The organism is Nocardioides speluncae (assembly GCF_003121585.1).
Lineage (GTDB): Bacteria > Actinomycetota > Actinomycetes > Propionibacteriales > Nocardioidaceae > Nocardioides > Nocardioides speluncae.
The window spans coordinates 59,306-82,976 of record NZ_QEOO01000020.1; the positions used below are offsets into that span (position 1 = coordinate 59,306).

The window sequence follows — 23,671 nt, forward strand, 5'->3', positions numbered from 1 at the left end:
CCTTGCCAACCCCCTTTCAGTCGCCGGTCACGGTCGTCACCAGCCGTGCACGGCCCAGCTGAAGGTCGTGCTGCCCCGCGCGCCCGTGCCGTCGACACCGGTCACCGTCACCGAGTAGGTGCCGGCGGTGGTGGGCGTACCGCTGATCGCGCCGGACGCACTGATCGAGAGGCCGGGAGGCAGACCGGTGGCGCTGAAGGTGACCGGGCTTCCGGAGCTGGACGTCGCCCGCATCTGCAGCGGGAACGTCTGGAAGCCGACGAACCCGAACTGGTTGCCGGGGTTCTGCACGGTCACCGTGCCCGACGAGGTGCCGCTCACCGTGAGGGTGTACGTCGTGCTGCGGCTGACCTCGCCCGCGCCGGTCACCGTCACCGAGTACGAGCCGGCCGGGGTGCTGGCCGAGGTCGCGATGGTGAGCCTCGACGAGCTGCCGGTGGTGACCGACGTCGGGTCGAAGGTGGCGGTGGCGCCGCTGGGCAGTCCCGAGGCCGAGAGCCGGACGCTCTGTGCGGCGCCGGACGTGGTCTCGGTCCCGACGGTGGTCTGGACCGAGCTGCCGGGCTGGACGGTCCCCGACGCCGGGCTGGCCGAGAGCGAGAAGTCGTTCTCGCTCGGCTCGCCGCCGACGGCCAGGGTCCACAGCCCGTACGCCGCGGCGTCGGCGCTGCGGTCGAGCACCGTCGCCGAGACGTTGGCCGGGTACTTGTCGCAGGCCGCGTGGTAGCAGGGGTCGTACGCCGACCCCGCGGTGCCGCCCCACTTCTGGGCCTGGGCGCTGGTCTTGCGGTTGCTGGCGCCCGCCGCGACACCGCTGGTCGGGACACCGGCGTCCTTGAACGACTTGTCGTCCGAGCGACCGGCCCCCTCGGTGTTCTCCTCGGGCTGGAGGTTGAGGCCGTCGTAGAAGGCCTTGAGCACCTTGCCGGTGTCGGAGGTGATGTTGTTGACGAAGTAGCCGGCGTTGACCGAGCCCACCATGTCGAAGTTCAGGTAGGCCTTGATCTTGGTCAGCTCGGTCGAGGTCAGCGTGTTGACGTAGAACTCCGAGCCGTTCAGGCCCTGCTCCTCGTCGGTCCACCAGCCGAACCTGACGTGCTTTGCCATGCCCGGGTCGTCCTGCGCCAGCCGGAGCGCGACCTCGAGGATCGCCGCCGATCCGGTCGCGTTGTCGTTGGCACCCGGCCCGGAGCTGACGCCGTCGAGGTGGGCGCCGAGCATGATCACCTGGTTCGGGTCACCGCCCGGGTAGTCGGCGATCACGTTGTCGGAGGGGTAGACGCAGCCGCTGGTGCACCGCTGCCGGGTCACGGTGTAGCCGGCAGCCTCCAGCTTGTCCTCGATGTACGCCGCCGACGCGGTGTAGCCCGCGCTGCCGGCCCGACGGTGACCGCCGTTCTGGTCGGCCGCCTGCTGCAGCGCCGCGACGTGGGCCTTGACCTTCTCCACGTCGATGTCCGGTACGCCGGCCGGCGGCTCGCTGCCGTCGCCGACGGTGAGCCGGAAGGTGGCGGTGCGGTCGACGTCGGCACCGTCGGCGGTGACGGTGACGTCGTACGAGCCGGCCGGGGTGCTGGACGCCGTACTCACGGTGAGCCGCGAGGTGTTGCCGGACTGGAGGGTGGCCGGGTCGAAGCTCGCGCTCGCGCCGGACGGCAGCCCGCTGGCACGCAGGGTCACCGACTGGGCGGAGCCGCTGCTGACAGTCGTACTCACCGTCGTCGATGCGGACGAGCCCGGCTCCACCGACCCGGAGGTCGGTGAGAGGGCCATCGTGAAGTCGTTGCCGGTGACCGTGCAGCTGGCCTCACCCGACTGTGCCGGCACGCTCACCGCTGCCCAGGCCGCCTTCACCTTGGCGTGCAACGTGCACGAGCTGTCGAGGTTCTTCGCGGCCGCGAGGGTGTTGACCCGCCACTTCGGGTAGGTCATCCCCGAGGTCTTGCTGAGCATCGCGTTGTAGAAGACCTTGCCGGCCTCGCGGTGCCCGATCCCGGTCAGCGTGGTGTTGTTGCAGGTCGGGCTGTTGGGCTTGCCGTTGCCGGGGCTGGTGCCCTCAGCGAGCAGGTAGAACCAGTGGTTCATCGGACCCGCTGCGGCATGCACCGAGCTCGGCAGGCTGGACGAGTAGCAGTTGGGGTGCCCGGAGATCTTGGCCGGCTCGTACATGTACCTGATCGGGCCGTTGCCCTGGAGGTTGATCTCCTCGCCGATCTCGTAGTCGGGCGCGTCGTTGGGGTTGTCGAGGTAGTGCTCGGTGAGCGATCCCCAGATGTCGGCGACCGACTCCTGTGACGGGTGGCCGGAGATGCCGCCCGGCGTGTTCGCGTCCAGGCCGTGGCCGTACTCGTGGCCCACCACGTCGATGCCCGTCACCCAGTTCCGCGCCCGGTTGTAGCCGAAGGTGACCCCGCCGGAGTTGTGGCTGGGGTGGTCCCACCACGCGTTCTCGTCATTGAGGCCGACCTCGGCGTCGGCCCAGTTGCCCTGGCCGTCCAGACCCTCGCGGCCGTACCAGTTCTTCAGCATGTCCCACTCGCCCGCGGCGGCGTACAAGACGTCGACGCAGCCCGCCTCCTTGTCGGTGCCTGACGTACTCCCCCAGGTGTCGTCGTTGCCGGTCAGCACCTGGTTGGTGCTGTAGTCCTGACAGTTCAGACCGGGCCGGGCCGGGTCGGCCATCCGGTACGTGCCGCCGGACTGGGTGGTGCCGATGGTCAGGCCGGAGCCGTTGTAGATTCCAGTGCCGGTCCCGGAGGCGGTCGTCTCGACCGAGTCGAGGAACTTGCCGGACGTCGCGTCGACGTACACGTTCTGCAGGCCGTCGTGTCCGTGCGCCTTGCCGAGGACCTTGGTCTCCCACGCCAGTACCGGCTTCTTGCCGCCGGCGTACACGACCAGGCGCGGAGCGCCCTTGGCGGAGCCGTCGTCGACCGCGTCGACTGCCTCCGACTTGGCGCGCGGCTTGCCGATCCTGGGCAATACGGCGACGTCGACCTTGCTGCGCTGCGCGACGGTGCTGCCGAGCACGTTGCCGGCGTCGTCGGTGACGATGACGAAGTCGCCGCCGACCACGGGCAGCCCGCGGTAGGTCCGCTCGTAGGAGACGTACTGCAGGTCCCACGGGGTCGAGGTCACCTGCTGCCGGACGAACCGGTCGTGAGGCCCGGCCCGGAGTACGGCGGGGTCGGCCGCGACCAGCCGGTCGGCGGACTTGGCCGCGGCTGTGGCCGGGTCAGGAGGCTGGGTGGGCTGGCCGGCCGACGATGATGACGACGACGTCAGACCGACCACCGTGGTACCGGCGACCGCGAGACTGACGACAGAGCCAGCCAGCGCTTTGAACAAAGCACTCACGGGACTTCCTCATTTCACTGGTGGTTTCCCCCGCCGGACGCGGGAGGACGTCCGGCGGGGTAGGGCGGGGGAACTGCCCGATGAGGCTGACACCGCGTTCCGCTTGCGGGCAGATCCCAACTGGGCATAGCCCGCGGGTTATGGGGGCTACCGGCGAGCCGGTTGGATGGGTGCATGGAGATCCAGACCGAGCGCCTGCTGATCCGGCCCTGGCGCGACGAGGAGGCGCCCCGGCTGTACGACATGCAGAGCCGGGTCGAGGTGATGCGCTGGCTCGGCGACGGCTCCCCCAACCTGATGTCGTCGGTCGACCAGGCGGTGAGCCGGATCGCGTTCTACCGGCTCCGCTCGTTGCTCCCGCCGCAGGAGATCTGGGCGGTGGAGGTGCGCGACGGCAGCCCGCGGGACGGGACCGTGGCCGGCACCGTGCTGCTGCAGCCCCTACCCAATGGCGCCGGCGAGTGCGAGATCGGCTGGCACCTGCACCCCGACTCCTGGGGGCACGGCTATGCGACCGAGGCCGGCCGCGCCGTACTCGAGCACGCCTGGGCCGGCGGCCTGAGCGAGGTCCATGCGGTCACCCATCCCGACAACGAGCCCTCCCAGCGGATCTGCCACAAGCTCGGGCTGCGCGACCAGGGCGTCACCGAGCGGTGGTACGGCGTACCCATGCGCCACTACCTGCTCTCCTACGACGAGTGGGCTGGCCGCTAGCTCCGGATAGTCCAGAACGTTTGACATCACTTTTCACTTCAGAATGATGCGAACCGTTCTGGACTATCGAGCCTGACGCCGGCGGACTTCACCGACGCCGCTCGGAATGGGTCCCGGACTACCGGCTCGGGGTCGCCCCCGAGGCGATCCCCAGGGGTGGGTAGGGGCCCGAACCACTGGCTTCCCTGATGTGGGCCGAGGGCCCGTCGCGGGAGTGTTCTCGGCATGATCAAGGTCGAAGCACTCACCAAGAGGTACGGCGCCTTCACCGCCGTCGACGACGTGTCCTTCACCGCGGCCGCCGGCCGGGTGACCGGGTTCCTGGGCCCGAACGGCGCCGGGAAGTCCACCACCATGCGGATCATGGTCGGCCTCACCCCGGCGAGCTCGGGGTCGGCCGCCATCTCCGGCCGCCGCTACGCCGACCTGCCCAACCCGGGCCTCGAGGTCGGCGTACTCCTCGACGCGTCGGCGCAGCACGCCGGCCGCACCGGCCGCGAGATCCTGGCCATCGCCGCGCACACGATGGGACTGCCCAAGGCCCGGGTCGGCGAGATGCTGGAGCGGGTCAGCCTGACCGACAACGAGGCCAACCGCCGGGTCCGCAACTACTCGCTCGGCATGCGCCAGCGGCTCGGCATCGCCACCGCCCTGATCGGCGACCCCGAGGTGCTGATCCTCGACGAGCCGGCCAACGGGCTGGACCCGGCCGGCATCCGCTGGATGCGCGACCTGCTGCGCGACTACGCCAACCGCGGCGGCACCGTGCTGCTCTCCTCGCACCTGCTCCACGAGATCGAGGTGATTGCCGACGACATCGTGGTGATCGGCAACGGCCGGATCGTCGCCCAGGGCACCAAGACCGAGCTGCTCCAGGCGGCCGGCACGCATGTGCGGAGCGCGGACCCCGACTATCTCGCACGGGCGCTCGCCGTCTCCGGAGTCACGGTCACCCGATCGGGTGACGGCGCGCTGCGCACCGACGCCGACCCGGCACTGGTCGGCAAGATCGCCCTCGACGCGGGGGTGGCGCTGACCGAGCTCCGCGCCGCCGACGGCGCGGGCCTGGAAGAGATGTTCCTCGAGCTCACCGCAGACACACAACGAGAAGGAGTAGCGGCATGACCGCCGTGGCTATCGAGAAGCCCACCACGACGACCCGGATCGCGCCCAAGCGGATCCCCACGACGCGCGTGGTGTCCGTGGAGCTGCGCAAGATGTTCGACACCCGCTCCGGGTTCTGGCTGATGGCGAGCATCGGCATCCTGGCCGTCCTCGCCACCGCCGCCGTGATCCTCTGGGCACCGGACGACGAGCTGAAGTACTCGACGTACGCCACCGCGTTCGGCTTCCCGATGGCCGTGCTGCTGCCGATGATCGCGATCCTGTCGGTCACCAGTGAGTGGAGCCAGCGCAGCGGGCTGACGTCGTTCACGCTGATCCCGCACCGGGGCCGGGTGATCAGCGCCAAGGCGATCGCCGCGGTGCTGATCGGCGTGGCCTCGATGCTGGTCGCCTTCGCGATCGGCGCTGTCGGCAACCTCGTGGGTACGGCGATCACTGGGACCAACCTGACCTGGGACATCACGTTCAACGACTTCTGGCTGATCATCCTGGCCAACGTGCTCGGGATGGCGGTCGGGTTCATGCTCGGGGTGCTGATCCGCAACTCGCCGGGCGCGATCGTGGCGTACTTCGTCTACTCGCTGGTGCTGCCGACCGCCTTCGCGATCCTGGCCGAGCTCCAGGGCTGGTTCCGCGACCTGCAGCCCTGGGTGGACTTCAACTACGCGCAGAGCGCGCTCTTCAACGGGATGCCGAGCGGCGAGCAGTGGGCCAACCTCGGCGTGGCCGGAGCGATCTGGCTCGTCGTACCGCTGACGGTCGGCCTCATCCTCGTCCTCCGCTCCGAGGTCAAGTAGCCGCCTTCGGGTGGACGAGCAGCGAGCGCCAGCGAGAGTCGTCGAGACCACGGGCCACGGGGGTCCCGTGGTCTCGACGCGCTCGGGCCGCTAGGTGCGTCGGCGCAGCTCGATCCCCGCCACCGTCAGCCGGTCCGGTCCCTCGAGACCGAGCGCGAAGACGGTGGCGATCTGCAGCTGCGCTCGGCGTACGCCGTCAGGCAGGTGCCCCTTGAACAGCAGGGTGCCGCTGACACTGACACCCGGGTTGGTGTCCTCGGTCCAGTCCGACCGCAGCATGCTCAGCTCCAGCGCGGTGCCGTCGCCGCCGACCAGCGTGAGGTTCTCGTACTCGGAAATCCTTTGCGTCAGCGTGGTGTGGTTGGTGACGCGCACGCTCAGCCGGGTGAAGTGCCGGGTCTCCTCGAAGGTCCTGACGGTGACTTCCAGGCCCTCGGCGTTCACCGTCGCCGGCGCGACGAGGCGATCCACGCCGGGCTCATCGCCGGTCGCGTAGCCGATCACGTAGCGCGCACCGAACGTGAGCAGCACGCCCACCAGGCCGAGCACCAGCAAGATGAGCAGGGCGATCGAGACCGGCGTACCTCGTGCCCGCTGCTTGCCCTGCCTGGGCGGCTGCCAGGCGGGCGGCGCCTGTCCCGGGGGCTGTGCGGCGGGTCCGGTCCACCGCGCCTCGACGTGGCTTCCCACGATCGCCTGGACGACGGAGACGACGAGGGCGACCACGGCTCCCACCAACCACCAGAGCCAGCCGGTCCAGTTGGCCACGACCATCGCGAGCGCGTTGCCAACTATCGCGACCAGCCCGGTCACCAGGCCGAGCGTGATTGGCAGCGCGAGCGAGGTCCGGCGCCGGCCGGCCACCACCTGTGTCGTCATCACCTGCCTCCCGGAGGCGTACCCTCCAGGATCCCGCACCCGGCAGCATCGCGGCATAGCCCGACCGGATCAGATCGCCGAACTGTGCCGACCCGGCCCGCGTCGACGCGAAATGCCGCCGACCCGGCCCTTGTTCACATTTGGTCTGTGAACACGGGCCGGGTCGGCGCTTCTGCAGGTGAACACGGGCCGGGTCGGCGCTTCTGCAGGTGAAGACGAGCCGGGTCGGCGCTCGCCTGTCAGCGGGTGGCGGTGCCTTCGGTGTAGTCGCCGTCGTGGGACTTGACCCAGGCCATCAGCTTGCGGAGCTCGCGGCCGGTGGCCTCGATCGGGTGCTGCTCACCCTTCTCGCGGAGCGCCTTGAACTCCGGGCCGCCGGCGTCCTGGTCGTCGATGAAGCGCTTGGCGAAGGAGCCGTCCTTGATCTCGGCAAGGATCGTCTTCATGTTCTCCTTGACGTGCTCGTCGATGACCCGCGGGCCGGAGACGTAGTCGCCGTACTCGGCGGTGTCGGAGACCGACCAGCGCTGCTTGGCGATGCCGCCTTCGTACATCAGGTCCACGATCAGCTTCAGCTCGTGGAGGCACTCGAAGTACGCCACCTCCGGCTGGTAGCCGGCCTCGATGAGCACCTCGAAGCCGTACTGCACCAGCTGCGAGGCGCCACCACAGAGAACGGCCTGCTCGCCGAACAGGTCGGTCTCGGTCTCCTCTGTGAAGGTGGTCTTGATGCCGCCGGCACGCAGGCCGCCGATGCCCTTGGCGTAGGACAGCGCGAGGTCCCAGGCCTTGCCGGACGCGTCCTTCTCGACGGCGACGAGGACGGGTACGCCGCGACCGTCGACGTACTCCCGGCGCACCAGGTGGCCCGGGCCCTTCGGCGCGACCATGAACACGTCGACGCCCTCGGGCGGGGTGATGTAGCCGAACCGGATGTTGAAGCCGTGGCCGAAGACCAGGGTGTCGCCCTCGGTGAGGTTGGGCTCGACCGACTCGGCGTACAGCTTCCGCTGCACGTGGTCGGGCGCGAGGATCACGATCACGTCGGACTCCTCGACCGCCTCGGCCGGGGTGAGCACCCGCAGCCCCTCGGCCTCGGCCTTGGCCCGGCTCTTGGAGCCCTCCGGCAGGCCGATCCGGACGTCGACGCCGGAGTCGCGCAGGGACAGCGAGTGGGCGTGACCCTGGCTGCCGTAACCCAGTACGGCGACATTCTTGCCCTGGATCAGGGTCAGGTCGGCGTCGTCGTCGTAGAACATCTCAGCCACGGTGGGCTCTCCTTCATTCTTTGGTGATCGAGCTGGTTGGTCGTGCGGTGATGAGGGGTCAGTGAGCGGCGGCCGGCGGCTTCGGTACCGGCACCGGGCGCAGGCTGCGCTCGGAGATCGAGCGCGGGCCGCGGCCGATGGCGATGGTGCCGGACTGCACCAGCTCGCGGATGCCGAACGGCTCCAGCACCCGGAGCAGGTCGCCGAGCTTGTCGGTATTGCCGGTGGCCTCGATGGTGACGGCGTCCGGGGCGACGTCGACGACCTTCGCCCGGAACAGCTGTACGGCGTCCAGCACCTGGCCGCGGGTGTCGACATCGGCCCGCACCTTCACCATCAGCAGCTCGCGGTTGACCGAGGCAGCCGCGTCGAGCTCGACCACCTTGATCACCTCGATCAGCTTGTTGAGCTGCTTGGTGACCTGCTCCAGCGGCGAGTCCTCCACGTTGACCACGATCGTCATCCGGGAGACCTCGTCGTGCTCGGTCGGGCCGACCGCGAGGCTGTCGATGTTGAAGCCGCGCCGGCTGAACAGGCCCGCGATCCGGGCCAGCACGCCGGGCTTGTTCTCGACCAGGACGGACAGGGTGTGCTTGCTCATCTCTACAGGTCGTCCTCGTCGAACTGGGGCGCCAGATCGCGCGCGTACTTGATGGAGTCGTTGCTGGTGCCGGCGGCGACCATCGGCCACACCATGGCGTCGCGGTGCACCCGGAAGTCGACCACGACCGGGGCGTCGTTGATCTCCATCGCCTTCTCGATGGTGCCGTCCACGTCGTCCGGGCTCTCGCAGGCCAGGCCCACGCAGCCGTAGGCGTCGGCGAGCTTCACGAAGTCCGGGATCCGCTTCGAGTGCAGGTCGGTGTTGGAGTAGCGCGAGTTGTAGAACAGCGTCTGCCACTGCCGGACCATGCCGAGCGACTCGTTGTTGATCACCGCCACCTTGATCGGGATGTCGTTGATGGCGCAGGTCGCGAGCTCCTGGTTGGTCATCTGGAAGCAGCCGTCGCCGTCGATCGCCCAGACCGTGCTGTCGGGCTTGCCGACCTTGGCACCCATCGCGGCGGGTACGGCGTACCCCATCGTGCCGAGGCCCCCGGAGTTGATCCAGGTGTTGGGGTTCTCGTAGCCGATGTAGTGGGCCGCCCACATCTGGTGCTGGCCGACCCCGGCTGTGTAGATCGTCTCCGGGCCGGCGATCTTGCCGAGCCGCTCGATCACCAGCTGCGGGGCGAGCGCGCCGTCGGGCGGCGTGTCGTATCCCAGCGGGTACTGCTCCTTGATGCCGGCGACGAACTTCACCCACCCCTCGTAGTCGCCGGTGTGGCCGGCGTCGGCCTCCGCCTTGAGGGTCACGACCAGGTCGCTGATCACCTCGCGGCAGTCGCCCACGATCGGGACGTCGGCCACCCGGTTCTTGCCGATCTCGGCCGGGTCGATGTCGGCATGGATGATCTTGGCGCCGGGCGCGAACGAGTCGAGGTTGCCGGTGACCCGGTCGTCGAACCGGGCGCCCAGGCTGATGATCAGGTCGCTCTTCTGCATGCCCGCGACCGCGGCCACGGTGCCGTGCATGCCGGGCATGCCGAGGTGCTGCGGGTGGCTGTCGGGGAACGCGCCGCGCGCCATCAGCGTGGTCACGACCGGGATGCCGGTGAACTCGGCCAGCACCCGCAGCTCGCGAGCGGCGCCGGACCGGATCACGCCGCCGCCGACGTACAGGACGGGTCGGCGAGCCTCGAGCATCAGCCGTGCGGCCTCGCGGATCTGCTTGCCGTGGGGGCGGGTCACCGGCCGGTAGCCCGGCAGCTGCAGCTCCTGCGGCCAGGAGAACCGGGTCTTGGCCTGCAGCGCGGACTTCGCGATGTCGACCAGCACCGGCCCGGGACGGCCGGTCGAGGCGATGTAGAACGCCTGGGCGACCGCCTGTGGGATCTCGTCCGCGTTGGTCACCAGGAAGTTGTGCTTGGTGATCGGCATCGTGATGCCGCGGATGTCGGCCTCCTGGAAGGCGTCGGTGCCGATCATGCTGGCGCCGACCTGGCCGGTGATCGCGACCATCGGCACCGAGTCCATGTGGGCGTCGGCGATCGGCGTCACCAGGTTGGTCGCGCCGGGCCCGGAGGTCGCCATGCAGACGCCGGTGCGGCCGGTCGCCGCGGCGTACCCCTGTGCAGCGTGGCCGGCGCCCTGCTCGTGGCGTACCAGGATGTGCCGGATCTTCGTGGAGTCCATGAGCGGGTCGTACGCCGGAAGGATGGCGCCACCGGGAATGCCGAAGATGTGCTCGGTCCCCGCGCTCTCGAGAGATCTGATCAAGCTTTGGGCGCCGGTGATCTCCGTCGCGCCCGCGTTCCCATCCCTGGGCTCGCTCATCAGTTGCTTCCTGTCATCTCGGTACTTCTGTCGCCGTCTGAAACAAAAAACCCCTCGGCCTGTCGGCAACGAGGGGTGACGCGTGTGGTGAGACTAGTGGTGGTCTCAACTCACGCGTCGCGTGCGTACAAGAATGTCCTTGCGCATGCGCATACCGTCACCGCCGAGCCATGCCGGCGTCAACCCAGTGTGTCAGCCGTCCCAGATATTGGTACGCCGATCTCGGTTCCTGGTCAAGCGGTCGCCACCGAGGGTTAGCCGAGCGTGGCGGTCGAGATCGGTTCCCACTCGTACATCCGCCGGTCGCGATGCATTCGAATCAGCGACACGGACGTGATGACGACTACCGCAGGCCTGGTCGGAACTGTGTCGAGCAGTCGACGAATCGCGCGACCGTCTCCGTCGCCGTTGCTGTACGCAACGCTCGCGTGAGCGCGGAATCCTTCGGCAGGCTCTGGCACATCACCCCATGCATCGTTGATCCCCAACCTGATGGCATTCCGGAGCTCGACGTACGCCGCAGGATTGCTCGGCGGCAGGGCGATGGCTTCGGCGAAGACGGCCACTCCTTCGAACGTACTGCGAATCGGGCCCAGCTCAGTGAGTCGCGCTCCGACCGCCTCCACGGCTCGGTCTCGGGCATCGTCCGGCACATCGTGGACGTGACCAAGCCCCTGGAGGGTGATGTGTCGCCATTCGCGACGCACGACGTCGAGTGTGGATACCGCCGCGAGCGTCTCTGCGTACCTATCAGCGAGAGCGTGGAGGCCGTCTTGCCCATCGAGCGTGACATGCCAGGCGTAGAACCGGGTGCCCACCTGCCACCCGGGACGCCACCACCAGTGGTCGGTCATGACGTCGCGGTCAGCGTACGGATCAGCAACCACGTCAAACGTCCGACTTCACGGCGAGGGAGGTCGGCTCGGATGGGACGTCGTACTCATCGATGAACCTCACGCGATCAGCAGGCCAGATCGATTCGGAGACCTCCAGCACGTCGCCACCCTCGTCGCGGGCAACGTGAATCACGTGCAGAACATAGGCACCGATGGCGATGCCGAACCTGTCGCACTCGTCAGGGGTCGCAGGTCGCGCCACCCAATGGTCCGTCGCAGTTGCATAGCGTCTCTTCGTCACCTCTTCGACACAGAGGAACAGCGCCTTCGGGACCACATCCGGCTCAGCGAGATACGTACCCGCCGCGAACTCAACAGGCAGATAGCTGGCTCCAATCTCCTGAAGCTGGTCGGACTCGTCGTAGAGGTCCCGACGCCGAACCACGACGGCCTCGTCCAGCTCGATGCCCATGACATCGGCGATACGGGCGGGGGCAGGTTCGGACCTGGCTGAGACGATGTCATGGCGGAGGCTGTCCGTGAGGAGCCCGCTGCGTCCGCGCGCCTCGCCGTACCGGCTGCGCGACCTTCGCTGGAGACGCGACTCCTCCCGCACGAAGGTCCCGATGCCGTGTCGGGACTCGATGAGCCCTTCCGCCTGCAGGACAGCCTTCGCCTGCCGGACCGTCGGGACTGTCGCCTGGTGACGCTCAGCGAGCACTGTCTCCGCGGGCAGCTGGTCGCCAGGGCGAAACTCACCGTCACGTATGCCAGTCCGGATCGCCTCTGCAATCTGCTGGTACTTCTTCACACGCCCGCTTCCCGCAATCACCCATCACTCCCAACTGCCGCAGTAGAAACACGCCAACTTTAGTCCTAAAGAGGACTTGACAAGGCGAATGGCGGCCCGGATAGGGTTGCGACACTCCTATAGAGGACTCTAGGACTAGGGAAGGTGCTCGCGATGATGTGGCTGCTGTTCTCTGCGGTGTGTGTCAGCACCGTTCTCTGGCTCGTGAGCGAGTACCGGCATCTCACGCGCGACGGCGACGGGCGGCACCGGAAATGACAGACCTGCACGTCGGTAGCGGACGCGCGTCGGTCACTTCGGACCTGGAGGAGGCAGCACGGCGCGCGCTCAACGCGATCGTCATCCTCGAGACTGTCGAGGATGGTGAGCCGTCCGCATCGGCCCCGGACAGCGAGTGGGAAGAGTGGAATCGAACCTCGCACCGGCCGGCGTACCGCGCCTGGACGCAGGCGATGGACCGCCTTGAGCACATGCTCGGCGAGGACTTCCCGGGCCGCGAATGTCGGGCGTGGGTGCCGGTCTGCGTCCGGATCCTCAGCGGCGAACTGCGCTGAAGAACCCCAGCGGATACCTGCCCGAGGCGACCTCACCCGGCGTTCGACGCGGGCGGCTGCCAGGTACAGATGCAGGCCTTGTTGCCGTCGCTGTCGGCGAGCACCCAGAAGTTCGGCGCCCAGGCGTCCACGACCAGCGCCCCGCCGGCGGCTAGCACCGCCTCGACCCGGGCCTCGGCCTGGTCGTGCGGCACGTGTACGTCGAGGTGGAAGCGCTGCTTCGGCGTCTCGTGCGTCTCAGTGGGCTGGAACCACAGCGGCGGCAGCACGCCGGTCGGGTCGACCACGTCCTTGCCGGTGCCCGGCTGCGGGTCGAGCCCGTAGACCGCGCGCCAGAACGGCTCGATCGCCTCGTGGTTCGCGGTGTCCAGCGCCAGCTCGACCATCGCCACCGCGGCCGGCTCGGCGGCGACGCCCGCCTCGGCGGCGTACTCGCTGATCCGCCGTGCCAGCACGATGTCGCGCTCGGTGACCCCGCCGGCGTCGTGGCTCATCAGCCGGATGTCGAGGTGCGGGTAGCGCAGGTCGAGGTCGGGGTGATGGTTGGCCGCCTCGGCGGCCTCGCCGATTCGGTTGACCAGGGCCAGGCCGGTGGCGAAGTCTCCAGTCCGGAAGCGGGCGTGCAGGGCCCGCTGCAGCAGGCGCCAGTCGGTGAGGTTTTCGCTGAGGATCTCGTTGCCTGTCAGCATGACGCCATCCTTGCACCCACCTCGAGAGGACTGCCATGCGCGAACTGCCCGGGTGGGTGCGGATCCTGCTGGTCGGTCAGTTCGTCAGCACGGTCGGCTCGCTCGCCTGGCTGTTCGTCACCCTCTACCTGGTCGAGGACCGCGACATGTCGCTCGCGGCCGCCGGCGTCGTGGCCGCCCTCAACGGCGTCGGCACTATCGGCGGCAACCTGCTCGGCGGCGCGATCGGAGACCGGTTCGGCCTGCGTCGAACGCTGCTGGTGTTCACCTGCCTTTCGGTGGTGCTGCTGGTCGCGGTGCCGCTGTCGCCGACCGCGGCGTTGGGTGCGGTGCTGCTGGCGGTCGGGTTCGTCGGCGGGGTACGGCGCCCGGTCAGCTTCGCGCTGATCACCAGCGCCCTCCCGGCCGGGCAGCGTCGGCAGGCGGTGGCCTGGTCGCGGGCCTCCTTCAACGCCGGCGTGGTCATCGGTCCGCCGCTTGGTGGCCTGCTGGCGGCGTACAACTTCGACCTGATCTTCGTGGTCGACGGGCTGTCCACCATCGTGATGCTGGCCGCGATCACCCGGATCCCGCGCACCGGCGCACCAGTCCCGCACGACGCCGCCCGGCGCAGCCTCTGGTCGGCACTGCGGGCCGATCCGCGGATGGTGTTGCTGCTGGTGGCGATCGTGCTGGTGGACACGGCGTACCGGTTTACCTACTCCGCGCTCCCCCTGCAGCTGCGCGACTCCGGCGCCGAGCCGTGGGTCTACGGCACCCTGATCGCGCTCAACGGGCTGGTGATCGTGGTGTTCGAGCCGTGGCTCGCGGCCCGGCTGGCCGGGCAGCCGGCGGTGCGGCTGATGACATGGGGGTTCGTGCTGGTCGCGGTGGGCTGGCTGGTGCTGGTGCCGAGCCAGACAGTGATGGCAGCAGTCGCGGCGATCGTGGTCGGCACGCTCGGCGAGATGCTCTACAAGCCGACCGCCACCGCGCACGCGGCGGACCGGGCCCCTGACGGTATGCACGGCCGCTACCAGTCGCTGTACGCCGCCGCCTCGATCAGCGGCACCGTGCTGGCTCCCCCGCTGTCGACCAGCCTGCTCGCCGTCGATGCGCGCCTCACCTGGGCGGTCGGCGCGCTACTCGGGTTCGCCGCTGCGGCACTGATGCTGGCCTGGTCGCGGCTGCCGGACCGCGCCGATCCTCAGTCGAGTGCGGACCGGATGTCGGTGTGAGCGAAGTCGTCGCCTTTGTAGAGCAGCGGCTCCCCGGTCACCGAGGCGAGTGCGTAGGCAAGGCAGTCACCGAAGTTGAGTTGGGCCTTGTGGCCCGAGCCCTTACCGAAGTCTCGGTACGCCGCCCGTGCCACCCGGGCCTGCTCCTCATCGAACGGCACGACAACCGCACGACTCGTCGAAACCAGGGCATCGAGCCGCCGAGAGACCCGAGGGTCCATCCGCCGGGCCGCCACAATGCCCGCTTCCAGGAGCGTTGCAGCACCGATCCGCGGTGATTCGGCCTGGTCGAGGGCGTCGACGTAGACCGCACCATCAGGTTCGCCCAAGGCCACCGCCAACAGCGCCGACGAGTCAACGATCACGCCGGGAGCCCGTTCTCGTCGTACAGCTCATCCATGAACTTCTTCGCCGCTGCCCGGTCCTCATCGGTGACCTGCTCGCGAGCCTCCTCGAACAGCTGGTGAAGGCGTCGCCGGCGGGCGGCCTCCTCGTCGTTGCGCTCAAGGTCGGCCAGCAGCTTGCGCAGCGCCTCCTCGACGACGCTGGTCTGCGACTGACCGGTACGCCGCGCAGCCTCGCGGGCGAGCTCGTGGACGCGCTCGCTCTTGATGTTCATGCTCATGGTTTCTACCTTTCTACCGCCACCGTCTACCTTACTCTCCTCTTGGTGCAGCAGGCCATGATCGTCGTACGACCTGTGGAAAGGTGGGCCAGGGATGACCGAGACGCTCTACGAACACGCCGGTGGGCACGCCGGGCTGCACAAGGTGATCGCGCACTGGTACCCCACCGTGCTCGCCGACCCGCTGCTCGGGCCGCTGTTCGGTGAGGGCCAGCCGACCCATGTCGACCACCTGACCGCGTTCTTCGGCGAGGTGTTCGACGGGCCGAGCGAGTACACCGACCAGCACGGCGGCTTCCCGGCACTGCTGTCGCACCATCGCGGGCTGGCGATCACCGAGGAGCAGCGGCAGCGGTTCATGGAGCTGTTCCTGAAGGCCGCCGACGAGGTCGGTCTGCCCGACGACGCGCGGTTCCGGCAGGCGCTGCGCGAGTACCTCGACTTCGGCACCGAGGTCGCGATGGTCAACTCCCACGCCCAGTCCGACGCCGACCTCCACGGCTGCCAGGAAGTGCCGCGCTGGGACTGGCCCGACGCGGCTGGTGGTCCGGCTACTGGAAGCTGACGAAGTCGATCCGCGGCCGGATCCGGAGTACGTCGCGCGCCGACATCCGGCGGATGTCCTCGTCGTAGAACAGCTTGAAGCCCTGATAGAACCGGTCGGGCCGGCGCACCGCCCGGTAGGTGTCGAGCTTCTGTCGCGGCGTACCGAAGCCGTCGGTGTGCTGCACCATCACCAGTCGGTCGCGCCGGACCACCTGGTCGATGCCGCGGATCATCGAGGTCCGGAACTGGTGCAGCATCAGGATCTTCTCGGGCAGGTCGTACGCGGCGGTGAGGTCGGCCAGCCAGGCGGAGGTCTGGTTGATCTCGGCGGCCGACACCGAGCCGACGGTGCGGCCCGGCACCTCGCGCCGGCCCATCCGCCACTCCGGGTCGAGCGCCAACCCGACCCACGGGTCCTCCAGTGCCCACTTCCAGCGCCGCGCGACATCGGCGAAGTTTGCCCGTCCCGGCTGGATGTCCAGCACCAGGAGCACGCCGTGCCGGTGAGCGGCCTCGACGTACTTCTTGACCAGGCCGCGGTCGATGTCGTGGTTGTAGTCGCCGTCCTTGCCGGGCGCCGCGTCAGCGACGGTCACGATCAGTTCGAAAACCGGCAGCGGCTCCTTGCCGTCGCGGGCGAACGGCGCGGCCGCGCGGACCAGCCGCTGGTACGACGTCTCCGGCGCCGCCTCCCCGAGTACGCCGAGTACGCCGGTCCCGGCGGTGCCGTAGTAGGCGACCAGCATCCGGCCGTCGAAGATGCGCTGCGCACCGTGCGGAAGCCCGGCCGGCTCACCAGGCGCGGCCTCCGGCTCGGCCGACTCGCTGGTGGGCTCGGCCGGCTCGGTCGGCTCGGGGGACGCCGTCGCCGACGGTGACTGTGAAGGTGACTGTGAACGAGACGGCGCGGGCGTCAGGTCCGGCTCGTCGCCCGTGTCGCCGTCGGCGTCGGACAGCCCGGCGACCACCACCAGGAACGCGATGATCACGAGCACGACGAGATAGATCGCCACTCCCGACTTGTCTGGCTTCCGCTCCGCCATGCCGGGCATCTTGTCAGGCCGGCAAAACGAGCCGGCCGATCGGGCCCGGGTTCCATGCGATCTCCCAGCGGAAGCCGTCGGGGTCGCCGAAATACCCCGTGTATCCACCCCAGTCCCGCACGACTGCCCCCGAGATAGGGTCGGCGCCGGCCGCACGGGCGGCGCTCAGCACCTCGTCGACCTCCTCGCGGGTGGCGACGTTGTGAGCCAGCGTGATCGGCATGATCCCCTCGCTGCGCCCGACCGGTCCGACCTCGGCCTCGAAGTGCGCGAGGTCCCACAGCGACAGCACCACCTGCGGACCGGCCCGGAACATCAGCACCTCCCCCGGTACGTCGAGCTCCGCCGTCCAGCCGAGCCCGTCGAGATAGAACCTCCGAGTGGCGTCGAGATCACGCACGGCAAGCGTCACGAAGCTGATCCGCTGGTCCATGCCATCCAGCCTGACAGACGCCGTCGACAGCCCAGCCCAGCTCCGCCTACTCTCGAGAGACGCTCATCAAGCATGGCGACAGGGAGTCAGATGGCGCGTATCTCGGGACCAGTGCTGGCGCGCAGCAGCTCGCCGGTCCTGGTAGGGCGGGACAAGGAGCTCGCCGCCCTGGTCGGCTCGGTCACCACGGGCTCGACCGTCGTCCTCCTCGAAGGCGAGGCGGGCGTCGGCAAGACCCGCCTGGTGCGCGAGTTGCTGGCGAGGACCCACCTGCGCCCGATGGTCGGGCACTGTCAGCCGCTCCGGGAGCCCTTCCCCTTCGGCGCGGTGATCGAGGCGTTCCGTGGGCTGGCCGGGATGCCCGCGCCCGCTCTCAGCCCGGTGGGTGGCGCGCTGCGGCCGCTCCTGCCCGAGCTCGGCGATCTGCTGCCACCGCCGCCGGACCCGATCGGCGACCCGCATGCCGAACGACACCGCACCCTGCGCGCCGCGCGCGAGCTGGTCGGCGCCGTCGGCCCGGCCGTCCTGGTCATCGAGGACCTCCACTGGGCCGACGACAGCACCCGCCAGATGCTCCGCTTCCTGATGAGCGACCCGCCAGAGAACCTTTCGGTGGTTGTCACCTACCGGCGCGAGGACCTGGCCGGCCGCCCTCCGCTCGGCGCCGCCTACCGTCCACCGGACTGGGTCGGCAGCATGGTGCTTCGGCTCGAGCCGCTGGGGGTCGAGGAGGTTCGTGAGCTGGCCTCCTCGATCCTCGGCGACCCGGTGTCCGGCGACTTCGCCGCCCGGCTCCAGCAGCGCACGTCCGGCGTCCCGTTCGTGGTGGAGGAGCTCCTCCGCTCGCTGCGCACCCCAGGCCGGCTACCGGTCGACGTCGAGGTCCCGGTGCTGCTGCGCGACGCGATGTCCGACCAGCTGTCCGGCCTCTCGGCTCTCGCCCGTCGCCTGGTGCACGCGGCCGCCGTCCTCGGAGTGCCGGCCGCGGTCGAGCAGCTGGCCGCCGTCGCCGGCATCGAGGCGGAGGCCGCGCGGGCCTCGCTGACCGAGGCCCTGGCCGGCGGCGTACTGCTCGAGTCCGCTCCCGCGCGCTACTGGTTCCGCCACAGCCTCGCCCAGCAGGCGGTGTACGACGCCCTCACCGGCCCGGCTCGCCAGCAGCTTCACGACGCCGCGATCGCCTCGCTGCAACAGCTCGACCAGCCGCCGCTGGTCCGGCTCGCCGAGCACTGCCGTCGGGCCGGGCGGACCGAGGACTGGCTGCGGTACGGCGAGCAGGCGGCCGACCGTGCCACCGAGGTGGGCGATCCGGCGGCCGCGACCGGCCTGCTGCACCGGCTCCTGGCCGAGCCCGGCCTGCGAGGCCCGGACGTCGACAGGCTGGCCGTCAAGCTCGGCTCGGTCGCCTACACCGGCCTCGACCAGCACGACCCCGTCACCACGCTGGACCGGCTGCTGACCGACGAGCGGCTGTCGGTCGCGGCCCGCGGCGAGGTCCGGCTGCTGCTCGGGCTGCTGCTGGTACGGCAGATGGGCGGTGGCGTACAGGCGGCCCGCTCGGCGATCCGCACCGCGATCGACGAACTCACCGAGCGCCCCGACCTGGTGGCGAAGGCGGCCGCGCTGCTCGGCACGCCGTTTGTCGGCAGCGCCCCGTGGGCCGAGCAGCGGGAGTGGATGGAGCTGGCCGAGCGCCACCTGGCGCGCTGCGCCGACCCCGAGGTCCGGGTCTCGCTGCTGGCCACGATGCTCGGGTCGCGGCTGCACCGCGGCGACCCCCGCGTGCTCGCCGAGCTCTCCGGTCTGGCGCCGACGGCCGAGGACATCGGCGAGCGGCGCCAGCTGGCGCGGGCAAGGTGCAACCTGGCCGACGCCTGCACCACCGTCGGGCACTTCCGCGAGGCACACGAGTTCCTCCGCACCGGCACCCGGCTCGCGGCCTCCGCCGGCAGCCCGTTCGTGGTCAGCACCGCGCAGTCGACCCAGGTGCGGCTCGACTGGTACACCGGCGGGTGGACCGGGCTGGAGGACCGCGCGTCCCGGCTGTACGCCGACTACCGCGACCTGCTGCCGGTCGCGAGCGAGTTGGAACTGGTCCTCGGGATGCTGGCGGTGGCGAGCGGCGACTTTGCGGCCGCGCAGTCCCACCTGGCCAACACCGGCGTCGAGGCACCGGAGGAGGCGATCGCGCCGATCGCGCTCAGCGGGTACGGCGCCCTGGCGTGGATGTGGCTGTCGCAGCGCAAGCCGGCGCGGGCCGCGTCGGTGGCCGACCAGGGACTGGCACTGCTGCGCGGCAAGGGGGTCTGGGCCTGGGCGGCCGACCTGGCGCCGGTGGCGGTCGACAGCCTCCTGGCCGTCGGGCGCGACGGCGACGCGCGACGGCTGGTCGAGGACGTGACGGCCGGCGTGACCGGCCGCGACGCCCCTCTGGTGCATGCCGCGCTCGAGGTCTGCCGCGGTCGGCTCGCGGAGTCGGCCGGTGACCCGGAGGCCGTGGTTCGGTACCGCGCCGCGGAGGCGGCCTATGCCCGGCTGCCGGCGCCGTACCTCGCGGCGTCGGCGGCCGAGCGGGCCGTCCGGTGCGTCGCACCTGACGGGAGCGTGAGCGAGGAGCTGGCCGCGCTCGCCGAGGTCTTCGACAGCATCGGCGCGACGCGGGACGCGGCGCGGTGCCGCCACGGCGTACCGCAGGAGCACGGAGTGTCGCGGCGCGGCCGCCGTGGGTACGGCGATGAGCTGTCGCCCCGGGAGCAGGACGTCGCCCGCCTGGTGTCACGTGGGTTGACAAACAAGGAGATCGCGGAAGAGCTCTTCCTTTCGCCGAGGACGGTGGAGCAGCACGTGGCCAAGGTGCTGCGCAAGCTGGGCGTCCGGTCCCGGACCAAGCTGCTGTCCTGACCAGGAGACGCGTCCAGCCTCCGCCCCGGCCAGCCGGCCGAGCAATCCGTGGTCCTACCTATCCGCTCCGCAAGGTAAAGATCCGTAGACCTACGGATTGTTAAGCCGTTCCCAGTCTCTCGATGCTCGATGGACGGCTCACCGTGCGGATCCCCGCCAGTCGCGGTGAGCCCCCATGCGAAGGGAGTTCACGATGAGAGGCACTCGAGCCGCCCGGACCGGCGGCCTCGTCGCGCTGGTACTGGGCCTGACCCTGATGACGCCGATGCCGGCGGCGACCGCGGTCGAGCCGGACGACCCGGCGTTCCAGGCGGTCACCCCGAACCAGACCGAGCCGTCCGGCGGTCCGACCGCCCAGATCGTCGGCGGCGAGCCGGCCTATGTCCGCGACCACCCGTTCGTGATCGCGATGCTGCGCGATGGCGGGTCCCGGCCACAGGGCCAGACCTGTACGGCGGCCGTGGTCGCGCCGCGGGTGATCGTCACCGCCGCGCACTGCAAGGACGGGCAGGGCACCAAGTCGATGCTGTACGGGTCCGACGACCTGACCGGTCCCGGCGGCACCAAGCTCGCCGTACAGCACTACTTCCAACACCCGAGCTACACGCCGCCGAACGGCTGGCAGACCGGCTGGGACGTCGGCATCGTGGTCACCACCACCGACATCCCGGTGCCGGCCGGCTACCAGTTCCCGCGCGTCGCCGGGTCGGGCGACAGCCAGCTCACCCAGCCTGGCCGGTCGGCGCTGCTGCTCGGCTACGGCCGGATCCGCGACGGCGAGAACGAGTACGGCCACCTGAAGAAGGTGTCCAGCTACCCGATCGTCGACGGCGCCAACACCTGCGGGTCGTTCGGCTCGTTCAACGCTGCCTACATGGTCTGCGGCGGGTACGCCGACGGTCACGACGGCATCTGCCAGGGCGACAGTGGCGGGCCGATGGTGGTCGACGGCGTGATCGTGGGGGTGGCGTCGTGGGTACGGACCGGCTGCACCAGCTACGGCGCCTGGGGCCGGCTCACCAACCAGATGGGCGACTGGGCCAACGAGCTGATCGACGAGTACGGCACACCGCCCCAGCCGGGCGCGCCGACCGCCTCGTTCACCGCCGACTGCTCGGCCAGCCAACCGTCATGCACGTTCGACGGCTCGGGTTCGACCGACCCGGACGGCTCGATCGCGTCGTACGCCTGGGACTTCGGCGACGGACAGACCGGGGCGGGTGTCACGCCGTCCCACACCTACGCCGCGGCCGGGAAGTACCGGGTGCAGCTGACCGTCACCGACAACGACGGCCGCACCGGCACGGCCACCAAGGAGGTCACCGCCGGTCCCGGACCTGTCGGCAGCCCGCCACGGGCCGCGTTCACGGTGTTCTGCCAGTGGGGCTCGTGCAGCTTCAACGGGACCGGGTCGACCGACCCCGACAACGACATCGCGTCGTACTCGTGGAGCTTCGGAGACGGACAGACCGGCACCGGCGCCACCACCACCCACCGCTATCCCAACCGCCAGGCGAGCTACACCGCCACGCTCACGGTCACCGACCGGAGCGGCAACCGAGGCACGGCAACCAAACAGATCCAGTGCTGGAGCGTGGGCGCACAGGCCTTCTGCTTCGGTCAGTGAGAGGAAGCAACGATGAGGACCATCTCCACCATCCTGGCCTCCGTGGCACTCGTGCTCGGCGGAACCGGTTCGGTCATCGCCGTGCCCGGTGCGGCACCCGACTCGGCACCCCGCACCGGCGTCGTACTCAACGCGGGCGCGCCGGACACGGTGCCGGGCCTGTACATCGTCGGCCTCCGGGGCGAGCTATCCGCGGCCCGGGCCGGTGTCGCCGCCGAGGCGGAGACGCTCGCGGACCGGTACGGCGGCAGCGTCCGGCACGTCTACTCCGCCGTGCTGCGTGGCTTCGCGGTCCACCTCTCGGCGAAGGCGGCGGCCAGGCTCGCGGCCGAGCCGGGCGTCGAGTTCGTCCAGCAGTCGCTATGGGTGCGCTCGGCCGACGTTGCCGAGGCCGCCCAGGTCGCCGGGGAGCAGCCGAACCCGCCGTCGTGGGGGCTGGACCAGATCGACGGCGCCAACGACGGCGTCTACAAGTACCCGAACGTGGGCACCGGCGTCACCGTCTACAACACCGATACCGAGCTGAACCTGGACCACGTGTCGTTCGAGGGGCGCGCCGAGTCCGGGTACGACTTCGTCGACGAGGACGACAACGTCAACGACTGCAAAGGCGCCGCCGATCAGGGACACGGCACGCACACCGGCGGTACGTCGAGCAGCGAGGCGTACGGCGTGGCCAAGGACGTCGCGCTCGTCGGGGTCAAGGTGCTCGGCTGCGACGGCAATGCACCCGACGCGGACTCCATCCAGGGCATCGAGTGGGTCACCCAGCACGCCCGGAAGCCGGCCGTCGCCAACGCGAGCTGGACCTCCGGCGGCGCCAACGCCGACCCGGAGGGCATCAACCGCGCCATCAAGAACTCCTCGGCCAGCGGAGTGACCTGGGTGGCTGCAGCCGGCAACGAGAACCAGGACGCCTGCAACGTCAGCCCCGCCAAGGTCCCCGAGGTGATCACCGTGGCCGCCACCCAGGGCGAGAACAACGCCGAGGCCGGCTACTCCAACCACGGCAGCTGCGTGGACATCTACGCGCCGGGCTCGAACATCACCTCGGCGAGCAACTCCAACAACACCGGCACGAAGAACATGCAGGGCACCTCGATGGCCGCACCGCACGTGACCGGCGCGGCCGCGCTGTACCTGTCCGGTCACCCGGACGCCACCGCCGCGCAGGTCCAGGCAGCGATCATCGACAACGCGGCCGACGGCGTGGTCGTCAGCCCGGGACCGGGCTCGCCGAACCGGTTCCTCGACGTCAGCGGACTGGGCGGCGGGCAGCCGACGCCGGACAAGCCGGTGGCGGCGTTCGAGGCCGACTGCGCGGGGTCGCTGGACTGTTCCTTCGACGGCTCGGCATCTCGTCCCGGTGAAGGCGGCACCTCGATCGCGTCGTACGCCTGGACGTTCGGCGACAACAGCTCCGGTGAGGGCGCTACTCCCAAGCACTCCTACGCGACCGCCGGGGAGTACCGGGTGACGCTGACCGTGACGGACGACAAGGGTCAGGTGTCCGCCCCTGTCAGCAAGACGGTCCGCGCCGGCACGCCGCCGACCGGTCAGCCGCCGCGAGCCTCGTTCACGGTGTTCTGCCAGTGGGGCTCGTGCACCTTCAACGGCACCGCGTCAACGGACCCGGACAACGACATCGCGTCGTACGCCTGGACGTTCGGTGACGGCCAGTCCGGCACCGGCGCCACCACCACCCACGCCTATCCCAACCGGCAGGCGAGCTACACGGCCACGCTCACGGTCACCGACCGCGCGGGCAACAGGAACACCGCCTCCAAGCAGGTGCAGTGCTGGAGCGTCGGCACGCAGGCGTTCTGCTTCGGCCAGTAGGTCGGTCAGTGGACACCGTCCTGGCCGGGTCCGG

General features: G+C 69.9%; 21 protein-coding genes. 9 read left to right on the forward strand and 12 right to left on the reverse strand.

The genetic code is table 11. The annotated features are described in order from the left end of the window. Window positions 1-36: 36 nt before the first annotated feature. Window positions 37-3,357, reverse strand: a complete 3,321-nt coding sequence (locus DDV73_RS11995; protein WP_109507486.1) for a M28 family peptidase — start codon at window positions 3,355-3,357, stop codon at window positions 37-39. Between the two features lie 174 nt (window positions 3,358-3,531). Between DDV73_RS11995 and DDV73_RS12000 the strand changes: the two genes are divergently transcribed. The 3 genes from DDV73_RS12000 (at window position 3,532) to DDV73_RS12010 (ending at window position 5,993) form a co-directional block, all read left to right on the forward strand. Beyond that, window positions 3,532-4,071, forward strand: a complete 540-nt coding sequence (locus DDV73_RS12000; RefSeq protein ID WP_109507487.1) for a GNAT family N-acetyltransferase — start codon at window positions 3,532-3,534, stop codon at window positions 4,069-4,071. Window positions 4,072-4,296: 225 nt separating this feature from the next. Further along, window positions 4,297-5,196 carry an ABC transporter ATP-binding protein gene (locus tag DDV73_RS12005; protein WP_109507488.1) on the forward strand — a complete coding sequence of 300 codons (900 nt, stop codon included), beginning with the start codon at window positions 4,297-4,299 and terminating at the stop codon, window positions 5,194-5,196. Further along, the gene (locus tag DDV73_RS12010) at window positions 5,193-5,993 is read left to right on the forward strand and encodes an ABC transporter permease subunit (protein WP_109507489.1); all 801 of its coding nucleotides are present in this window, start codon (window positions 5,193-5,195) and stop codon (window positions 5,991-5,993) included. The genes DDV73_RS12005 and DDV73_RS12010 overlap by 4 nt, the downstream gene beginning before the upstream one ends. A gap of 90 nt (window positions 5,994-6,083) precedes the next feature. On the opposite strand, the gene DDV73_RS12015 is transcribed toward DDV73_RS12010, so the two are convergent. The 6 genes from DDV73_RS12015 to DDV73_RS12040 form a co-directional block, all read right to left on the reverse strand. Beyond that, window positions 6,084-6,872, reverse strand: coding sequence for a hypothetical protein (locus tag DDV73_RS12015; protein ID WP_109507490.1), 789 nt, complete (start codon window positions 6,870-6,872; stop codon window positions 6,084-6,086). Between the two features lie 239 nt (window positions 6,873-7,111). Beyond that, window positions 7,112-8,140, reverse strand: coding sequence for a ketol-acid reductoisomerase (gene ilvC / locus DDV73_RS12020; protein WP_109507491.1), 1,029 nt, complete (start codon window positions 8,138-8,140; stop codon window positions 7,112-7,114). Window positions 8,141-8,198: 58 nt separating this feature from the next. Next, window positions 8,199-8,741, reverse strand: coding sequence for an acetolactate synthase small subunit (gene ilvN / locus DDV73_RS12025; protein WP_109507492.1), 543 nt, complete (start codon window positions 8,739-8,741; stop codon window positions 8,199-8,201). A 2-nt stretch (window positions 8,742-8,743) separates the two neighbouring features. Further along, window positions 8,744-10,516: an acetolactate synthase large subunit gene (locus DDV73_RS12030; RefSeq protein ID WP_109507493.1), complete on the reverse strand. Its 1,773-nt coding sequence runs from the start codon at window positions 10,514-10,516 to the stop codon at window positions 8,744-8,746. A 254-nt stretch (window positions 10,517-10,770) separates the two neighbouring features. Then, a complete protein-coding gene (locus DDV73_RS12035) occupies window positions 10,771-11,370 on the reverse strand; it encodes a 2'-5' RNA ligase family protein (RefSeq protein ID WP_154402742.1) in 600 nt (199 codons plus the stop codon). A gap of 34 nt (window positions 11,371-11,404) precedes the next feature. Further along, entirely contained in the window at window positions 11,405-12,163 is a 759-nt protein-coding gene (locus DDV73_RS12040; protein WP_161962366.1) for a GntR family transcriptional regulator, read from the reverse strand. A 254-nt stretch (window positions 12,164-12,417) separates the two neighbouring features. Between DDV73_RS12040 and DDV73_RS12045 the strand changes: the two genes are divergently transcribed. Beyond that, window positions 12,418-12,717: a hypothetical protein gene (locus DDV73_RS12045; RefSeq protein WP_109507496.1), complete on the forward strand. Its 300-nt coding sequence runs from the start codon at window positions 12,418-12,420 to the stop codon at window positions 12,715-12,717. 32 nt (window positions 12,718-12,749) lie between these two features. Here DDV73_RS12045 and DDV73_RS12050 read toward each other — a convergent pair whose 3' ends face one another. Then, on the reverse strand, window positions 12,750-13,406 hold the full coding sequence (locus tag DDV73_RS12050; protein ID WP_109507497.1) for a 4a-hydroxytetrahydrobiopterin dehydratase: 657 nt from the start codon (window positions 13,404-13,406) through the stop codon (window positions 12,750-12,752). Between the two features lie 35 nt (window positions 13,407-13,441). Here DDV73_RS12050 and DDV73_RS12055 point away from each other — a divergent pair, with 35 nt between their 5' ends. Beyond that, window positions 13,442-14,623 (forward strand): MFS transporter, encoded by a 1,182-nt coding sequence (locus DDV73_RS12055; protein ID WP_109507498.1) that lies wholly within the window; start codon window positions 13,442-13,444, stop codon window positions 14,621-14,623. Here DDV73_RS12055 and DDV73_RS12060 read toward each other — a convergent pair. Next, window positions 14,593-14,988 (reverse strand): type II toxin-antitoxin system VapC family toxin, encoded by a 396-nt coding sequence (locus tag DDV73_RS12060; RefSeq protein ID WP_109507499.1) that lies wholly within the window; start codon window positions 14,986-14,988, stop codon window positions 14,593-14,595. The genes DDV73_RS12055 and DDV73_RS12060 overlap by 31 nt on opposite strands. Then, entirely contained in the window at window positions 14,985-15,248 is a 264-nt protein-coding gene (locus DDV73_RS12065; protein WP_109507500.1) for a type II toxin-antitoxin system VapB family antitoxin, read from the reverse strand. The genes DDV73_RS12060 and DDV73_RS12065 overlap by 4 nt, the downstream gene beginning before the upstream one ends. 94 nt (window positions 15,249-15,342) lie before the next feature. Between DDV73_RS12065 and DDV73_RS12070 the strand changes: the two genes are divergently transcribed. Then, on the forward strand, window positions 15,343-15,813 hold the full coding sequence (locus DDV73_RS12070; protein ID WP_109507501.1) for a group II truncated hemoglobin: 471 nt from the start codon (window positions 15,343-15,345) through the stop codon (window positions 15,811-15,813). On the opposite strand, the gene DDV73_RS12075 is transcribed toward DDV73_RS12070, so the two are convergent. Continuing rightward, on the reverse strand, window positions 15,800-16,837 hold the full coding sequence (locus tag DDV73_RS12075) for a hypothetical protein (RefSeq protein WP_109507502.1): 1,038 nt from the start codon (window positions 16,835-16,837) through the stop codon (window positions 15,800-15,802). The two genes, DDV73_RS12070 and DDV73_RS12075, sit on opposite strands and share 14 nt — an antisense overlap. 13 nt (window positions 16,838-16,850) lie before the next feature. Next, entirely contained in the window at window positions 16,851-17,270 is a 420-nt protein-coding gene (locus DDV73_RS12080; protein WP_109507503.1) for a VOC family protein, read from the reverse strand. A 90-nt stretch (window positions 17,271-17,360) separates the two neighbouring features. Here DDV73_RS12080 and DDV73_RS12085 point away from each other — a divergent pair, with 90 nt between their 5' ends. From DDV73_RS12085 to DDV73_RS12095, 3 genes are all read left to right on the forward strand, one after another. Then, complete coding sequence (locus tag DDV73_RS12085; RefSeq protein ID WP_109507504.1) at window positions 17,361-20,171, forward strand: helix-turn-helix transcriptional regulator; 2,811 nt, start codon at window positions 17,361-17,363, stop codon at window positions 20,169-20,171. Window positions 20,172-20,364: 193 nt separating this feature from the next. After that, window positions 20,365-21,798: a PKD domain-containing protein gene (locus DDV73_RS28710; RefSeq protein ID WP_206050830.1), complete on the forward strand. Its 1,434-nt coding sequence runs from the start codon at window positions 20,365-20,367 to the stop codon at window positions 21,796-21,798. A 12-nt stretch (window positions 21,799-21,810) separates the two neighbouring features. Then, a complete protein-coding gene (locus DDV73_RS12095) occupies window positions 21,811-23,637 on the forward strand; it encodes a S8 family serine peptidase (protein WP_109507506.1) in 1,827 nt (608 codons plus the stop codon). The last annotated feature ends 34 nt before the right edge of the window (window positions 23,638-23,671 follow it).

Coding starts and splice junctions, on each gene's coding strand:
- DDV73_RS28710 (WP_206050830.1), top strand. CDS start 20,365: ATGAGAGGCACTCGAGCCGCCCGGACCGGCGGCCTCGTCGCGCTGGTA.
- DDV73_RS12065 (WP_109507500.1), bottom strand. CDS start 15,248: ATGAGCATGAACATCAAGAGCGAGCGCGTCCACGAGCTCGCCCGCGAG.
- DDV73_RS12085 (WP_109507504.1), top strand. CDS start 17,361: ATGGCGCGTATCTCGGGACCAGTGCTGGCGCGCAGCAGCTCGCCGGTC.
- DDV73_RS12015 (WP_109507490.1), bottom strand. CDS start 6,872: ATGACGACACAGGTGGTGGCCGGCCGGCGCCGGACCTCGCTCGCGCTG.
- DDV73_RS12045 (WP_109507496.1), top strand. CDS start 12,418: ATGACAGACCTGCACGTCGGTAGCGGACGCGCGTCGGTCACTTCGGAC.
- DDV73_RS12000 (WP_109507487.1), top strand. CDS start 3,532: ATGGAGATCCAGACCGAGCGCCTGCTGATCCGGCCCTGGCGCGACGAG.
- DDV73_RS12030 (WP_109507493.1), bottom strand. CDS start 10,516: ATGAGCGAGCCCAGGGATGGGAACGCGGGCGCGACGGAGATCACCGGC.
- DDV73_RS12050 (WP_109507497.1), bottom strand. CDS start 13,406: ATGCTGACAGGCAACGAGATCCTCAGCGAAAACCTCACCGACTGGCGC.
- DDV73_RS12010 (WP_109507489.1), top strand. CDS start 5,193: ATGACCGCCGTGGCTATCGAGAAGCCCACCACGACGACCCGGATCGCG.
- DDV73_RS12055 (WP_109507498.1), top strand. CDS start 13,442: ATGCGCGAACTGCCCGGGTGGGTGCGGATCCTGCTGGTCGGTCAGTTC.
- DDV73_RS12005 (WP_109507488.1), top strand. CDS start 4,297: ATGATCAAGGTCGAAGCACTCACCAAGAGGTACGGCGCCTTCACCGCC.
- DDV73_RS12095 (WP_109507506.1), top strand. CDS start 21,811: ATGAGGACCATCTCCACCATCCTGGCCTCCGTGGCACTCGTGCTCGGC.
- DDV73_RS12080 (WP_109507503.1), bottom strand. CDS start 17,270: ATGGACCAGCGGATCAGCTTCGTGACGCTTGCCGTGCGTGATCTCGAC.
- ilvN (WP_109507492.1), bottom strand. CDS start 8,741: ATGAGCAAGCACACCCTGTCCGTCCTGGTCGAGAACAAGCCCGGCGTG.
- DDV73_RS12075 (WP_109507502.1), bottom strand. CDS start 16,837: ATGGCGGAGCGGAAGCCAGACAAGTCGGGAGTGGCGATCTATCTCGTC.
- DDV73_RS12070 (WP_109507501.1), top strand. CDS start 15,343: ATGACCGAGACGCTCTACGAACACGCCGGTGGGCACGCCGGGCTGCAC.
- DDV73_RS12035 (WP_154402742.1), bottom strand. CDS start 11,370: ATGACCGACCACTGGTGGTGGCGTCCCGGGTGGCAGGTGGGCACCCGG.